This is a genomic window from Mesorhizobium sp. WSM4904 (assembly GCF_029674545.1).
Taxonomy (GTDB): domain Bacteria; phylum Pseudomonadota; class Alphaproteobacteria; order Rhizobiales; family Rhizobiaceae; genus Mesorhizobium.
In genome coordinates this window covers 4,575,805-4,591,817 of record NZ_CP121354.1, presented here as the reverse complement: position 1 = coordinate 4,591,817, position 16,013 = coordinate 4,575,805, and the positions used below count along the sequence as shown (strand labels likewise).

12 protein-coding genes and 1 tRNA gene are annotated in these 16,013 nt (G+C 62.5%); 8 read left to right on the top strand and 5 right to left on the bottom strand.

What is annotated here, in order from left to right:
* The first annotated feature begins 241 nt into the window (after positions 1–241).
* Together QAZ47_RS22110 and QAZ47_RS22105 are read left to right on the top strand one after the other, a co-directional pair.
* Positions 242–508 carry a helix-turn-helix transcriptional regulator gene (locus QAZ47_RS22110; RefSeq protein ID WP_278202795.1) on the top strand — a complete coding sequence of 89 codons (267 nt, stop codon included), beginning with the start codon at positions 242–244 and terminating at the stop codon, positions 506–508.
* Positions 509–674: 166 nt separating this feature from the next.
* Complete coding sequence (locus tag QAZ47_RS22105; RefSeq protein ID WP_278202794.1) at positions 675–1,133, top strand: YbaK/EbsC family protein; 459 nt, start codon at positions 675–677, stop codon at positions 1,131–1,133.
* 46 nt (positions 1,134–1,179) lie between these two features.
* On the opposite strand, the gene QAZ47_RS22100 is transcribed toward QAZ47_RS22105, so the two are convergent.
* Positions 1,180–1,256: transfer RNA gene (locus tag QAZ47_RS22100), tRNA-Pro, on the bottom strand.
* Positions 1,257–1,702: 446 nt separating this feature from the next.
* On the opposite strand from QAZ47_RS22100, the gene QAZ47_RS22095 reads away from it, so the two are divergent.
* From QAZ47_RS22095 to QAZ47_RS22075, 5 genes are all read left to right on the top strand, one after another.
* Positions 1,703–2,800 (top strand): YcaO-like family protein, encoded by a 1,098-nt coding sequence (locus QAZ47_RS22095; protein ID WP_278230709.1) that lies wholly within the window; start codon positions 1,703–1,705, stop codon positions 2,798–2,800.
* Positions 2,797–4,128 (top strand): TfuA-like protein, encoded by a 1,332-nt coding sequence (locus QAZ47_RS22090; protein WP_278202792.1) that lies wholly within the window; start codon positions 2,797–2,799, stop codon positions 4,126–4,128. The genes QAZ47_RS22095 and QAZ47_RS22090 overlap by 4 nt, the downstream gene beginning before the upstream one ends.
* A 220-nt stretch (positions 4,129–4,348) precedes the next feature.
* Positions 4,349–5,584 (top strand): hypothetical protein, encoded by a 1,236-nt coding sequence (locus tag QAZ47_RS22085; RefSeq protein WP_278230708.1) that lies wholly within the window; start codon positions 4,349–4,351, stop codon positions 5,582–5,584.
* 266 nt (positions 5,585–5,850) lie between these two features.
* Entirely contained in the window at positions 5,851–6,693 is an 843-nt protein-coding gene (locus tag QAZ47_RS22080; protein WP_278202790.1) for a hypothetical protein, read from the top strand.
* A 262-nt stretch (positions 6,694–6,955) separates the two neighbouring features.
* Positions 6,956–8,722 carry a tetratricopeptide repeat protein gene (locus QAZ47_RS22075; protein ID WP_278202789.1) on the top strand — a complete coding sequence of 589 codons (1,767 nt, stop codon included), beginning with the start codon at positions 6,956–6,958 and terminating at the stop codon, positions 8,720–8,722.
* Here the strand turns inward: QAZ47_RS22075 and QAZ47_RS22070 are convergent.
* From QAZ47_RS22070 to QAZ47_RS22055, 4 genes are all read right to left on the bottom strand, one after another.
* A complete protein-coding gene (locus tag QAZ47_RS22070) occupies positions 8,714–9,982 on the bottom strand; it encodes an O-antigen ligase family protein (protein ID WP_278207904.1) in 1,269 nt (422 codons plus the stop codon). The two genes, QAZ47_RS22075 and QAZ47_RS22070, sit on opposite strands and share 9 nt — an antisense overlap.
* 65 nt (positions 9,983–10,047) lie before the next feature.
* Positions 10,048–11,583 (bottom strand): undecaprenyl-phosphate glucose phosphotransferase, encoded by a 1,536-nt coding sequence (locus QAZ47_RS22065; protein WP_278202788.1) that lies wholly within the window; start codon positions 11,581–11,583, stop codon positions 10,048–10,050.
* A gap of 138 nt (positions 11,584–11,721) precedes the next feature.
* Positions 11,722–12,849, bottom strand: a complete 1,128-nt coding sequence (locus QAZ47_RS22060) for a glycosyltransferase (protein ID WP_278202787.1) — start codon at positions 12,847–12,849, stop codon at positions 11,722–11,724.
* 8 nt (positions 12,850–12,857) lie between these two features.
* Positions 12,858–13,421 carry a polysaccharide biosynthesis/export family protein gene (locus tag QAZ47_RS22055; RefSeq protein ID WP_278202786.1) on the bottom strand — a complete coding sequence of 188 codons (564 nt, stop codon included), beginning with the start codon at positions 13,419–13,421 and terminating at the stop codon, positions 12,858–12,860.
* Positions 13,422–13,685: 264 nt separating this feature from the next.
* On the opposite strand from QAZ47_RS22055, the gene QAZ47_RS22050 reads away from it, so the two are divergent.
* Positions 13,686–15,872 (top strand): exopolysaccharide transport family protein, encoded by a 2,187-nt coding sequence (locus QAZ47_RS22050; protein ID WP_278230707.1) that lies wholly within the window; start codon positions 13,686–13,688, stop codon positions 15,870–15,872.
* Positions 15,873–16,013: the final 141 nt, after the last annotated feature.

Here is a 16,013-nt window from a genome sequence, read left to right as displayed (position 1 = left end):
ATTGGAGCGGGCAAAATGCCGGCGGGGCCGGCCTTCACCGCTTCAAAAGAACTTGATTGGCCGTCGCGGCGCCTTACATGTCGGTGGCTTGCGGCCTCGGCCTCCGGTCGACGGGACCGGTTCACGATGGCGTGACGGCCGCAACGGTCCCTCTTGGCAAATCACCTGTTAACGGCCATTCTCCCGCCCGTCTCAGGCAACGCCACATTTCATCGGTCTTGTTTCATCCCAAGGAGTTGCCATGCCCAACACCGCACGAAACGCTGTTTCCAACAACATCATTGCCGCGTCCGGCCTCAATCCGCTGAAAGCCGCGCGCGAAACGAGGGGATATACGATCGAGGAGCTTTCCTTGACCTGCGGCCTGGCCGTGGGTGAGATCGTCGACATCGAGGACGGCAAGGACGCCGATCCCGCCAAGCTCAGGCGAATCGCTTCCGCGCTGCAGGTGCCGGAAGAGGAATTGATAATGGTGCCGGCCTCAGAGGACCGGCCCACACAACAATAAGGGCGCTCGAACGCCTACATGAAAAGCCCGCCTGGACTCACCTGGCGGGCTTTTTTGTGCCCTCGGCCCACAGTAGCCTGGCTCTTGCCGACGGCCGAGGCGCCATGTGCCAATCCCGGCGCCGAGATTCGGCGGTATTTGCCAACATGCCTGACGAGGTTCGCTCATGAGCTTGGAATCGGTCCGCGCCTTCTTTGCCAAGCATGCGCCCGACATCGAGGTCCTGGTCACCGAAGCAAGCTCGGCGACCGTGGCGCTGGCGGCGGAGGCGCATGGCGTGATGCCGGCGCAAATCGCCAAGACCATCTGCCTGCGCGTCGGCGACGAGACCATGTTGGTCGTGACCAGCGGCACCGCCAGGCTCGACAACCGCAAGTGCAAGGACACCCTCGGCGGCAAGCCGCGCATGCTCGACGGCGAACAGGTACTGGAGGCGACCAGCCACCCGCCGGGCGGCGTCTGCCCCTTCGGCCTGCCGGCGCCGCTGCCGGTCTATTGCGACGTGACGTTAAGGGCCTTCGACGAGGTCGTTCCCGCGGCAGGCGCCACGAACGCCGCCGTGCGGATCGCGCCGCAAAGGATGGCCGATCTCGTCGGCGCCAAATGGGTCGACGTGTGCCAGTAGGGGATTGGTGCAGAAGGACTTGGGGGGCCAAGTCTCAGGCTTGAAATGGTCGGAGTGGCCGGATTCGAACCGACGACCCCTTGACCCCCAGTCAAGTGCGCTACCGGGCTGCGCTACACTCCGGACCGCGCAAAGCCCTATAGTCTCAAGGATTGAAGCGCAAGAGGCCAGTCGGGCAAAATCCTCGAAATTGGAACGAAGCGGATTCCGAAGTGCCGTTGGTGACAAAGTCGAAAGCCACATCGCAAGTCGGACGCGGTTCGGTTGTTGGCTGACCAATGCATGTCGCGCAAGAGTGTGCGGCGGTTTTGCGAAGACGACATGCACAAAAACAAAGACCTAAAGCGCGTCGCCTGAATCCGCTTCACCGCGACGCGCTTCAGCGAGACCTGCCCTGTTGTGCGTCGGCGGAAATCGCTAAGATCTCGCGATCTCTCGGGGGCCAGGAGACAACCTCAGTGTCGTTGGACACGGTGCCAGCAACTCCTTATCGCATGGAGGGCGCTCGTAGCGCGATTGCTCGGGTTCGCCCATACTGGGCGCGGATGGGAATTACCAGGGTCGCCAATGTGACCGGGCTTGATCGCATAGGCATTCCGGTTGTGATGGTCTGTCGCCCCAACGCCCGTTCTTTGGCTGTTTCGCAGGGCAAGGGCATCGACCTGGAGGCGGCCACGGCCTCGGGGCTAATGGAAGCGGCGGAACTTTACCACGCCGAGCACATCGAGCGCCCGCTGAAGTTCGGCAGCATGGCCGAACTTTCCCAATCGCACCGGTTCGCCGAGATTGGCAAGCTGCCTCGCATCACCGGAAGGGCATTCACCAAGGACATCGTGACGCTGTGGATCGAAGGCCGGGAGATGATCTCCGGTGCGGCGCGCTGGTTGCCGTTCGAGTCAGTGCGGGCCAACTTCACGGTTCCGCCGCCCCCCGGAAGTGGTTTTTTCGACTGCAGCAGCAACGGGCTCGCTTCCGGAAATACATTCGATGAAGCCATCCATCATGGGATTTGCGAGATCGTCGAACGCGACGCGACGGCCCTGTGGAATCGGATGCCGTCCGCTCGCCGGCGGCGCACCGGCGTCGACCTCGGCAGTGCGCCGGACGGCCCATGCCGCGACGTGTTGAAGAAGCTGGAAGGCGCGGACTTCGACGTCGCGGCGTGGGAAACGACCTCCGACGTCGGCGTGCCGGCCTTTTTCTGCCTGATCGTCGATCGCCGAGACCGAAACAGCCATTGCGGCATAGGCGCGGCAGCGCACCCGGTGCCGGAGACCGCCTTGCTCAAGGCGCTCATCGAGGCCGCTCAGGTGCGAACGACCTACGTATCGGCGGCGCGAGACGATCTGACCGCCGAGGAGTATGGCGAAGATTATCGGGACAAACGCCGTCGGCACGCGGAGAGATTGCTGGCCGAGCGTTCCGTCACGAGGCGAATTGCCTCTGCCGCGGGGAGGGCCGCACGAGGGATCGAGCAGAATGTGGCCTGGCTGATCGAAAGGTTACAGGCGGCTGGCGTAAGCGAGATCATCGCCGTCGATCTGGCCAAGGAGGATATCGGCCTGCCTGTAGTTCGCGTGGTCATACCTGGCCTTGAAGGTCCCGACGATCATGACGCCTATGTGCCCGGCGAGCGAGCCCGCCGAATGTCGGACGAGGGACAATGAAGCTGGTCGTGTTTTGCGGGCCAAGTCTGCGGGCGCGCGACGTCGCGCCTTACGATGGATTCGAATTCCTCCCCCCGGTACGCCAAGGAGACCTCTATGCCGCCGCTCGCGGCGGCCCAAGAGCAATCGGCGTCATCGACGGCTATTTCGATGGTCAGCCGGCCGTCTTGCACAAGGAGATACTTTGGGCCTTGACGCAAGGGATCGCGGTGTTCGGCGCGTCCAGCATGGGCGCGCTCCGCGCCGCGGAGTTGCATTCGTTCGGCATGCGCGGCGTCGGACGCATCTTCGAAGCCTATCGCGACGGCGAACTCACCGACGACGACGAGGTCGCGCTTATCCATGGCCCGCCGGAAACCGGCTACATCCACCTGAGCGAGCCGATGGTCAATATTCGCGCGACGCTCGAGCAGGCGGTCGCACAACAGATCATCGACAGGCCGACAGGCGCGCGCCTGGCAGCTTCGTCCAAGGCGCGGTTCTACCGGGATAGAACCTGGGGGGACGTCCTGGCAGACGTCGACGATCCCGGAACGGCCCAGGCGCTGGCGGCCTGGCTGCGGACAGGCAAGGTCGACAGGAAGCGCGAGGACGGATTGCAACTGCTGAAGGAGATGGATGCGTTTATCCGCCGTGGCGCTGCACAAGCGCCTCCCGACTTCCACTTCGAGTGGACGGAAAACTGGCACAATGCATCCTGGCGAAATGAAACAGCGTGGATCAGCAACAAAGCCACTGCCGAAGAAGATGCCATCCTCGATGAGCTTCGGCTGCGCGGCGACTATGCGCGGTTGCGTCGCGAGGCACTGCTTCGTCTGCTTGCCCGCGGCGATGACGCGGCGCCGGATCGCCTGGCGGTCAGGCGCGCCATGGGCGAGTTTCGCTCGCGGCGAAGGCTTATGCGGCAAACGGACGTAATCGACTGGATACGCGAAAACGGAACGGATCTAGCTGGCCTAGAACGCATGATCGAGGATGATGCGGCCGTCGAGACGCTCGCGCGAGATCGCGATGCCGAGCTGCATCGAGGCATGCTCGACCGGTTACGCGAACTCGAGCTCTACCCTGGCTATCGACAGAATGCCCTGGCCAGACAGCGCCGCTCGCCATCGTTGTCCGCGCCGATGCCTCGTGCCCTGCTCGCTGCCTGGTTTTTCGAGGAACAACTCGGTCGCGCCATACCTCGAGACATTGCCGACTATGCCATTTCCATCGGATTGCCCGGCGTCGACAAGTTCTATGACCTGCTGGCTCATGGATATGCTTTCGCGGCCGGCCGCAGCTCGCCCGACGACTCTGGCCTGACCGACGAAAACGGGCTAACTTGAAACCGCATTCGCCGACGATATCGCAGTCCATGTGACCTGAATGCCTTTGTCCGTACGGGGGGCAATCGTGACATCTGGAGGGGAAGACTCTGTATTCGAGAATGGAACGCGCTTCCGGCTGTTTGCCCAAGCGCCGTTCCTTAAGTCTTTCCACCGGTCCGAAATCGTGCACGTGTCGTCGCCTGCGGGGTCGGTTGGCCCAGGCCCCGGTGACAGGCGCATGTATGTCGTCGACCCCATTGGCAAGGCGTTTGCCTACGGCCTGGCGGAAAATGTCCGCGGTGACCCGCTCTATTTAATGCCGCCTTGGCGCGGCGATGTCTTTCCTCCGGCGTTTCCCGATGTCGACGGGCATTTCGATCACATCGGCCCGGACGATCCGACATTCGAGGCTGCGCATCTGTTTGGCTCGGTGCGTTTCACCCTGGACGTGTGGGAGAAGTATTTCGGCCATCCCATCACCTGGCATTTCCAGCGCGACCACGATCGGCTGGAACTGGTGATACAGCGCAATCTGCACGAAAACGCCTTCATGGGTTACGGTTTTCTGGAGGTCGGCATACACGAGACGCCGGATGGCCAGGTCGAGCCGTTCACGCTCAACTTCGACGTTGTCGCCCACGAGGTCGGCCACTGCGTCATCTATTCCATCATCGGCGTGCCCGACCCCGGGACGGCCAGCGCGGAATATTACGGTTTTCACGAATCCTCTGCCGACCTTGCTGCGCTCGTCGCGGCCCTGCATTTCGATTCCGTGGTGGACGAGTTGTTGCAAGCGAGCCACGGCAATCTTTACACGCACAATCTCGTCAACCGCATCGCCGAGCTATCCAGTAACAGCCAGATCAGGCTCGCCGCCAACCCGCTGTCGATGCTGGATTTCGTCCAGGGCTGGAGCGACGAGCATGCTCTCGCCCAACCGCTCACCGGTGCGATGTTCGACATTTTCGTCGACCTCTTTCACGAAGAGCTGGTCGCCCGCGGCCTGATCACCCACGACCAGGAAGATCTGTCCGACAGGCTGGAGGACAGCCCCGACTATTTCCGCGTCATCCAGCCGATGTTCGATGAAGCCTATGCTGCGTCACCCTGGGCATTTCGCGAGGCATTGGTCGCTTCGCGCGACGAGCTCGGCATGCTTCTTGCCGAAACCTGGCGTCGGCTGTCGCCAGACGGTCTCAGCTATGCCGAGGTCGGGAACACGTTGCGCACCGTCGACAGGATGATGACCGGCGGGCGCTGGCGCACCATCATCGACGTCAATCTCAATCGCAGGGCGATCGGCTTTGTGAGTGCCGGCCCCAAAATCAAGCCTTTCGGGCCGAAAAGCCACTTCGGTTTGCCGAGGGTATTCGTCCCGGCCCGTCATGGCGCTTGTTGTGCACGGCACCTGCGTATCGCGAGACATGTGGGAACGCGAAGCGCCCTGACCAGAAGCAGGGCTGGCGTTCTTTGAGTGAGATGAGGAGGAACATCTTATGCAATACGTCGTAACGGAAATCATGGATAGCATCGAACTACTGCAGGATCATGTAAATAACATATCTAAAAAACGGGGTAGGGTCATAAGTGTATTATGGCGCGAAAGCGACCGTGTTTATGTTGTGACGCATGAGTTGGAAGTAGCTGAGAGACAAAGCCGAGGCCAAAAGGCTGCCTGATGACAAAATCATACTATTTAACACGTTAGACAAATGATCCAGAAACCGGAGGGTAGCGGCAATGGTAGAGAGCCTTCTTAGCGTGTCGGGTATAAATCTATTCGGGCATTTTGTGATCGATTTGCAGGTGGTGAACCCACTTCTGAATCCGATCGTGGCGCAGGTAGCGACGGCGAAGCATGTGCCAGCGTTGACTGGCAATAAGGTCGTGAATGGCCTGCGTGTGGCAAATAAGAACAAGGTTGTCGTCTGGAAACAAAAGGTTTTGGATCAGATTGGGGTTTATACGGTAGGCGGCGCAGACAGTGCGTGGACCAAGGATGACACGCCTACCGGTGCAATAATCCAGGTGACCGGCGGGGATAGCTTTGTCGGTTATTTCATGAAGCTTGAGAGCGGGTTCGAATTCATCGGGCGCCGCCCGGGCGCGGGAAACCGAAGCGGGAAGAACAGGCTGCTTGAAGATCAGTTGGAAAACGGCAGGTTTGCAAGGATATATGGCTTCAGTTTCGAGGGAAGCTACTACGACCTCCCAAGGCCTATAATATTTCTGGTGCACGGGGATGGGGAGCTCGTGGCGGAGGATCTCGGCACGTTCAGTGCCGCCCGCTCACCCAGTCCGACCGGACTGACGGGCCTCGCGGCAGCCGACTTCGACTTCGCCGATGGCCTGCGAGTCTGGTCCTACGACAAGGCCGACTACACCGTCCGCATGGATGTCGAGACAGGTATGTTCGAGGATGTGCTGCTTGCCGCGACGCTCGGCGGCGGACCAGGAGGCATGGATAGCGCCGGCATGAGCGCGCGCGGGATGAGCGCAAGGGGGATGAGCGCGCGCGGCATGAGCGCGAGGGGGATGAGCGCGCGTGGCATGAGCGCCCGCGGCGGCGGCAACAGCGACTGACCCGCATGGAATGCGGGTTTGGCGTATGCCGGCATCGTGCCGGGATTGGTGACGGGGCTTGGGGGCGGCGATACGGAACTGAGCCGCCCCTGTCGCGCTGAGCGGATGACCGGGGCGCGGCATATTCCGGGCGTCCCTCCTTGGTCCCGGCAACACTCCCTTGAGCACGACCTAATGTGCCATTCTTTCCGTGCTGCAGTGCGCAGTATCTGCGTGCTATATGGTGCATTGATTTGCGTTGCGAGCGCGGACAAGGGAAGCCATGGCCATCAGCCGATACGAGATGCTTAGTCGAAAGCTATCGGCGATCGTCTACGCGGACGTGCACGGCTACAGTCGCCTGATGGATCAGGACGAGGCAGGGACGGTTGTCCGCCTGACCCGATCGCTTAACTTGATACGCGGCCTGGCCGGCGACTATGGCGGTTCAATTGTCGACACAGCCGGCGACGGCCTGGTGGTGCTGTTCCCCAGCGCAACCCAGGCATTGCATTTCGCGGTCGAGATGCAGCGGGAGCTGTCCAACGAGGCGGTATGGTCGGGCGCCGACGATCCCATCACCTACCGGATTGGAATTACGGTTGGAGACACGATCGCCAGCGACGGCACCATCTATGGCCACGGCATCAATTTGGCCGCCCGGATCCAATCGCTGGCGGCGCCGCGCGGCATTTGCATCGCCGAATCCGTTCGCCAATTTGTTCGCGATGACCCGGAGTGCTCGTTCCGGTCGCTGGGCAAGCAAAAGCTGAAGAACATTGCCGAGGAAGTCGAGGTCTTCGCCGTCGATTTCGAATTGTCGCATTCCGAGTCCGCAACACCGCCGCTGCTCTTCGCCCCTGCGCCCGAGCGTTTCGTGCCGGAGAGTTCGCTGGCAGTCCTGCCGCTCGAGAACGTTTCGGGCGACCCGGCGGATTTTCATTTGTGCCAGGGTGTCGTGGCGGACCTCATTTCCAATCTGTGCCGATTCCGCAACCTGATGGTGATCGCGCGGCACTCGACGATTGCCGTTGTCGCGCAGACGCAATCACTGCGCGAGATCGCCAATCAATTGGGCGTTCGCTATCTCCTCTCGGGCAGCCTGCGCCGGGCAGGCAACCGTCTTCGGGTTGCAATGGACCTGATCGAAGCGCAAACCGAGCACACGATCTGGTCGGAACGCTACGACGGCAGCATCGAGGACGTCTTCGCCTTCCAGGACGACGTTACGGCCACGACCGCGTCGCGGCTGGCCATACAGATCGACATGGCCGAGAAGCGGCGGCTGATGGCGCATAACCATCCCAATATTCACGCCTACGGCATGATCTTGCGCGGACAGGATCTCAGCTTCCGCTTCCGCCCGGAGAGCAATTGGCATGCCAGGCGCCTCTACGAGCAGGCGCGCAATCTCGATCCTGGCTACGCCCGCAGCTATGCCGCCCTGTCGCGGACGTTCAATGTCGAGTGGCGTTATGCGTGGACCAAGGATCCGGAAGCTGCGCTGAACGAGGCGTTGAACCTGGCGAATCTGGCCGTCCAGCATGACGACCTGGATGCGCGCGGTTACTCCGAGATGGGTTTGGCCCACCTCTACAAGAAGCAGCACGATCCGGCGATCGCCGCCTACGAACGCGCCCTGCAACTCAATCCCAACGACGCCGATCTGCTGGCCGAGATGGGTGACTGCCTTGTTTATGTCAGGCAGGCGGAGCGCTCCGTGAAGCTGCTGGAACGGGCGATGCGTCTCAATCCCTACTATCCCGACGCTTATCTCTGGTATCTTGGCGATGCCTATTTTCAGCTGGGCGAATATGAAAAAACGATAGAGACACTGCAAAAGATGCGGGATGGCTCAGAGGGCCATCGGCTCATGGCGGCGAGCCATGCCCATCTCGGCAACACAAGAGAGGCCGAGATGCATGCCCATGCGCTGTTGAAGGTGCACCCCAACTTCACCACCGAGCAGTGGCGCAAGGTGCCCCCGCACAAATATCCTGAGGATACTGAACTGCTTGTCGATGGTTTGCGCAAGGCCGGCTTAAAGTAGCGCGGCCGCAGCCGCGACGGGCGCTCGCGCCAGCCGCAATTGCTTCTGATGCCGGTACTCGAGCGCGATCGCGCCCCAGATCAGCCCGAGCAGCAGATAGAGATGGCGCCAGTGGTCGATGTCGATGAAGGTGCCGAGGCCGATATTGCCGAGATAGGCGACATAGGCGCAAAGCAGGTAAGGCTGCCATGGCCGGTCGCGCAGCAGAATGCGGAAACCGGCCCCGATCGTCCACAACGTCAGCGTCAGGAACGAGACGAAGCCCAGCCAGCCATAATCCATCAGCGCCTTCAGCCAGATGTCGTGCGTGTCCTCGCCATAGATCGTGCCGAACACCAGCGGCCCGATGCCGAACGGATGCTCCAGCGCCATCTGGAAGCCGATCGTGTAGCGGGCGAAGCGGCCGAGCCGCGCGGTATCATAGCTCTGCTCGAGATGCGCGCGCTGCGTGAACATGTCCGACACGCCGGGCAGCTGCAGGATGACGAGGATGGCGATGACCAGCAGCGCGACGGCTCCGATCGTCATCACCACCAGCCGTAGCCGGAACATGCCGCTGGCGCTCTGCAGGAACAGGCAAGCGGTGAGCAGGACCGCCGACACCGCGAACATGCCCCAGGCGCCGCGCGAGAAGGAGAAGAAGATGCCGACAGCGATGATCAGCAACGGCACCGCCAGCAGCGGCATGCGCGACACCGGACCGGTCAAAAGCAGATAGAGCAGATAGGTGCCGGGCAACACCAGGAACGGCCCGAACACGTTCGGGTCCTGGAAGGCGCCGGCAGCGCGGTCGTATTTGGTGAACATCTCCGCGCCAGGGAAGGCATGGAAATAGCCGGCGATGCCGAGCAGCGACGTCGCGACGGCCGAGACCACATAGGCGATGAAGATCAGCCGGTAGAGGTCCGGCTGGACCGACGTCACCGAGGCGAAGAAGACCGCGCTGAAGGCCAGGAACAGCGAGACGGCGAGATAGAGCGGCGTGTTGGCGAGATCCGCCATCTGCGTCATCGCCATCATGCCGCCGATGTTCATCGCCACCAGCAGCACCAGCAGCGGCAAGATAGCCCGCGATATTCTCAGGCCGAACAGCGCCCAGACGGCGATCAGCCCGGCCATGTAGAGCTCGTAAGGCGCCGGCTCGCTGATGACGAAGCCGGAAAGCAGGATGCCGACGACGATCGCTGCCGATGAGATCAGCGCGATAAGCTTGGCGTTGACCGTGGAAGGCGGCAACTGGTTGGCCGCGCGAGGCGGCAACTGGTTGACCGCGGAAGGCGGCAACGGGTTGACCGCCGACGCCGGCACCTCATGCGCGACGGCGCTCAATAGGCGTTTTCCGTGTTGAGCAGGCGGATCGGCGTCAGGAACAGGATGCGCAGGTCGAACAGCATCGACCAATTCTCGATGTAGTAGAGATCGTACTCGGTGCGCATGCGGATCTTTTCATTGGTATCCATCTCGCCGCGCCAGCCGTTGATCTGCGCCCAGCCGGTGACGCCGGGCTTGACCTTGTGGCGGGCGAAATAGCCATCGACCACCTCATTGTAGAGCAGGTTGTGCGACTGGGCGGCGATCGCATGCGGGCGCGGCCCGACCAGCGACAGCGAGCCGAGCAGCGAGTTGAAGAACTGCGGCAGCTCGTCGATCGAGGTCTTGCGGATGAAGCGGCCGACGCGGGTGACGCGCGGATCGTTCTTGGTCACCGTCTGCTTGGCGGTCGGGTCCGACCTGTCGGCATACATCGAGCGGAACTTGTAGACCTCGATCACCTCGTTGTTGAAGCCGTGCCGCTTCTGCTTGAACAGAACCGGCCCCTTGCTGTCGAGCTTGATGGCGATCGCGGTGGCAAGCATCACCGGCGAGAAGAGGAGGATGCCGACGAGCGAGAAGACGATGTCGAAGCTGCGCTTGGCGACCGAATCCCAGTCGTTGATCGGCTTGTCGAAGATGTCGAGCATCGGCACCGAGCCGATGTAGGAATAGGCGCGCGGCCGGAACTGCAGCGCGTTGGAATGCGCCGAGAGCCGGATGTCGACCGGCAGCACCCAAAGCTTCTTCAGAAGCTGCAGCACGCGCGACTCGGCGGTCAGCGGCAGCGACACGATCAGCATGTCGATGCGGGCGATGCGGGCGAACTCGATCAGTTCGGAGATGGTGCCGAGCTTCGGGTAACCGGCGACGATGGGCGGCGAGCGCTTGTCGCCACGGTCGTCGAAGATCCCGCAGATGCGGATGTCGTTGTAGGGCTGCTTCTCGACCGAACGGATCAGCGATTCGGCCGACTTGCCGCCGCCGACGATGACGGCGCGGCGCTCCATGCGCCCGTCGCGCGCCCAGCGCCTGATCAGCCTGGACATCACCAGCCTGAGCCCGAAGATCAGCACGAAGCCGACCACGAACCAACTGCCGAACAGCAGGCGCGAATAGTCCTCCGAGGCTTTCATGGCGAAGGCGGTGAGCGCCATCAGCGCGAAGGTGCCGGCCCAGACGAGCAGCACGCGGCCGAAATTGGCGAGAGGGCGCATCAGCGCCGCGATCTGGTAGCTGTCGGTGACGTCGAGCAGCACTACGGCCAGGAACGAGGCTGCCGCGATCGACAGCGGATATTGCCAGGCGAGATAGTTGAAGAAGCCGACAAAGTAGAAATAGAGGCTGAGCCCCGACAGGAACAGCACCGCGAACTCGACCATGCGCAGCACGCCGCTGACCATGATCGGCGACATCGTATCGCGCCGGTACTGCGAGGCGACCTGGCGCGCGACGTCATTGATGCCGCCGGGCGCCTGGCCCTCGGCCGGGCCGTCGAATTTGCGCACCGCGTCCATGGAAAAGCGGTGCGCGGGATCGATCTCGTTCATGGAATTGTCCGCGAGCTATGCGCGAGTGAATAGCAAAAGAGAGCTAAGAAAGCCTTGAAACAACCGATGGTTTTGAATGCGTGTTGTTGCTTGTGAGGACTGACGGTCTTCTCACGTGCGTTGGTGAATTAGTGAATTCTAAAGTTTTAGCGCTACGAAATAGGCCTTCTCGATCTCGGCCGCCATCACGTCGGCGCCAAACCGCGCCTTGAGCTCACCGCCCTGCGGCATCAGCTTGCGGTAGGCGCCGGGATCGTCGAGAGCCGTTCTGAGCTTGTCGGAGAGCTGGCCGGCATCCGGCCGTATCAGGGCAGGGGAGCCTTCGCCGAAGATTTCCGGTATGCCGCCGACCGCGGTTGCTATCATCGGCATGCCAGCGGCCAGCGCCTCGAGCACGATGTAGGGCATTGCTTCCGCACGCGACGGCACGACGATCAGCCCGGCCAGCGCGAAGGCTTCTCTCGCCGCCATCGGCGGCAGGAAACGGACTTGGTTCTTCAGTCCAAGCCGTTCCGCCTGGGCATGGTAGCGCGGCAGGTCGTCGCCGTCGCCGACCATCACCGCGCTCAGCGGGCGGCCCATCTCGCTGCCCGCCAGCGCCAGCGCGTCGATGAAAATGTCCGGGCCTTTGAGGTCGCGCATCATGCCGATGTAGAGGAGATCGGCGGCATCAACCGGTGCCACCGGCTCGAATTCGACGGCGCGCAGGCCGTTATAGACCAGCCTGTTGGGGATGGGCGGCTCGCCGACCTTCCGGCGATAGGTTTTTCGCTCATAGTCGGAAACGAACAGCAGGCAGTCGGTGAAGCGTGCCATGAAGCGCTCCAGCGCGAAGAACAGCTTTCCGGTGGCCGTCGTTTCGTCATAGTGGAGCGAGCCGCCATGCGGCGAATAAAGGCGGGCCACGCGATACCTTGAAACCCGCAACAGTGAGCCGAACAGACGGGCATAGGCGCCACCCTTGGCGCCGTGCCCGTGCAGCACGTCCGGCCGCAATTCCTTGATGATTCCATATGTGCGCCAGGCCGCGGCGATGTCGCCCGGCCCGATGTGACGCTGCATCGGCGTGCGATGGATGCCGAGCGCCAGGCTCTCCCTCATCGCGTCGAACAGCCGCTCCTCATAGTCGCCGCCAGTGGTCGAATCGCAGACGATGCCCACGGAATGGCCGGCGGCGACCTGCGCCTCGGTCAAGTCGCGCACATGCCGGAAGATTCCCCCGACAGGTGAGCGAAAGCAGTGGACGATGCGGAGGTGAGCCGCCACGTTGATTTTCAGAACAGGCGTTCGCGGACGTAGACGGTGTCGCCCGGCAGGAGCGGGTCGGAAGTCTGCACCCTGCCGGTCATGACCTTGCCGTTGATATCGCGGGTGATGTCGACACTTTCCTGGTTGGCGCGCGGCGTAAAGCCTCCGGCGATCGCGATCGCCTTCTGCACGGTGAGACCCGGCACATAGGAATACTGCCCCGCTGCTCCGACTTCGCCCATGACGAAGATCGGCCGGTAGCGATCGATCTCGACCGAGACGTCGGGATCGCGCAGATAGCCCTGGCGCAATTTGTCGGCGATTTCCTTTTCCAGCTGCTGGGCAGTGTGGCCGCGCGCCGGCACGGCGCCGACGAGCGGGAAGGAGATGTAGCCTGACTGATCGACGCTGTAGGTGTTGGTCAGCCCGTCCTGCTCGAACACGGTGACGCGAATGCGGTCGCCGGCGCCGAGTCTATAGGGCTGGTCGAGCACTTCATGGAAGGCGGCGGGCGTCGGGCGGTAGCTGGAGCAGCCGGCAAGCAGCGACAAGGCAAGCATGGCGCGAAAGAGATAAGCAGTGCTTTTCATGATCGGACACGAACCTTCGTCGCTCTCGCCGCCAGTGCTGCGGCCAACCCCAGGAAGTGCGCCCGTTATCATCCTGTTAGGGTTAATGGCCGGTAAAGGACCGTAGCCGGAAGCGGTGACTGCCGGCAAAAAACCCAGTTGTTCTATTGCCTTCGCCCAATGTTCTTTGAGTGTCTTCTAATAAGCATGCGTTCTGATCTTAACGGGTGAGTTACCATAGTTGTTTACGGTCCATCCTCGACTCAAAGTTCCGGAGCAGGATGCATGTCTGTTCAGTCCGCGGCCGCAGATGTCGATATCGATCTGAGGCAGCTCTTCGCCAGTTTGGCGAGGAACTGGCTGCGCATTGTTCTTGTCACGCTCGTGGTCACCGGGCTGGCGTTTGCCTTCGCCTGGCTTGCCACGCCGTATTACAAAGCGACCGCCAAGCTGGAGATCGGACCGCGCGAGTCGGTCTTCACGCGTCCGGCCGGCGCAACCAATGACGACAAGCCGGCAACCGACGAGGAGGCGGTGGCCACGGAGGTCCAGATCATATCGTCGCCCGATATCCTCAAGAAGGTGGCGACGGACCTCGATCTGGAGAAGCTGCCCGAATTCGACGAAGCGCTGAATATGTCGGCGCTGAGTCGCGCTCTCGTCCTTGTCGGCTTGAAGAGCGATCCTTTCGACATTCCGCCGGAAGAGCGCGTGCTCAAGGCAATGCACGATAAGCTCAACGTCTACAGCATTGAAAAGACGCGCGTTATTGCAGTCGAGTTCTCCTCGAAGGACCCAAAGCTTGCGGCGCGGGTCGCGGACGCCGTCGCCCAGGCCTATCTTGCCTCCAAGGGCAATGCGAAAAAGGAATCGAACACCGCCGCCACCGGCTTTCTCGGCCCGGAAATCACCGATCTGCAGAATCGGGTGAAGGAAGCCGAAGCCAAGGTTGCCGCTTACCGCGCGCAATCGGACCTTCTGATGGGCGGCAACAATTCGGTGCTCGCGACTCAGCAGCTCTCTGAACTGTCGACGGAGCTGTCGCGGGTGCGCGCCAATCGCGCCGCCGCCGAGGCGACCGCCGACAGCGTGCGCAAGGCGCTTCAGAATGGCGGCACGCTCGACAGCGTGCCGGAAGTTCTGTCTTCCGAATTGATCCAGCGCCTGCTCGAGCGGCAGGTGGAGCTGAGGACCAACATCGCCGACCTGTCGACCACGCTGCTGGACAACCATCCGCGCATCCGGGCGCTGAAGTCGCAGCTTGCCGATCTCGACGGCCAGATTCGCAACGAGGCGCAGAAGATTCTCAAGGGATTGGCGACCCAGGCGCAGACGGCCAAGGCTCGCGAGGACCAGCTCCTCCAGGAGGTCAACCAGTTAAAGGCCGCTTCGGCCCGCGCCGGCGAACAGCAGGTGCAACTCGATGCGCTGCAGCGTGACGCGAATGCCCAGCGTCAGCAGCTCGAATCCTATATGGCGAGCTACCGCGAGGCAGCCTCGCGCGCCGACCGCAACTATCTGCCTGTGGACGCCCGCCTGCTGTCGAAAGCGCAGGTGCCGGCGGAACCCTATTTCCCGAAGATCGGTCCGATTGCCGGCGCCGCGGCGGCCGCGTCGCTGCTGCTGATGGCGATCGGCACGCTTCTGAGGGAATTGTTCTCCGGCCGTGCCATGCGCCCGGCCGCCGGCGCGAGATTCGAGCCGATCGAGCAGGTGGCGATGCCGGCGGCGCGCCCCGAGCCGGTGATTCCTGAAGCCGCGGACGAAGCCGGCGAGGATTCGGCGGCCGACGACCGGGTGAGGCGGGCCGTGGCCATCGAGGAACCGGCTGCCGAGCCGGCCCCGCCGGACGCGCCCCGGTCGTGGCAGTCCAGGCTGGGCGAGATCGATGTCGACAAGGCGGCGGAAAAGCTCATCGCCTCGGGCGCCGCGCGCGCGATCTTCGTCTCCCCGGAGGGCGACGAGGCGGCCGCGACCGCCGTTCTGGTGGCGCGAGAGGTCTCCGACGCCGGCCTGCGCGTGCTGCTGCTCGATCTCACCGCTTCGGGCGCGGCATCGCGGCCGATGCTGGACAGCGGGCTTTTCCCCGGCATCACCAATCTTCTGGCCTCCGAAGCGCAGTTCAGCGATGTCATCCATCCCGATCTCTATTCGGACGCTCATGTGATTCCGGTCGGCACCGCCGACCCGGTCCGCGCCATGCGCGCCGCCGATCGGCTGCCGATCATCATGCAGTCGCTGACCACGGCCTACGACCTCGTCGTCGTCGAATGCGGTCCGGCCGATGCGCATGGCATCAGCCGCCTCGTCGGTGACGGCACGGAAGTCTTCCTGTCGATGCTCGAAGCCGACGACGAGGTGACGCAGGCGGCGGTGAAGCTGATCGAGAACGGCTACCCGGATGTCACGCTTGTGACCCCGGCCGGCCGCGAGCCGGGAAATCCGCTGCCTGGACGTCGCTCGGCTGCATAGGGCTGAGCGACAGTCGACCTGGTACGCACTTCCGTCGCAACGCTTGCCAAGAATCACCGCGAGCCGCCGGGCAAAGAGACCAGGACCGCGACAAACCGAGCATGGTTCAGCCTGCGTCAGGCACGCTAGCCCCTAGGCAAA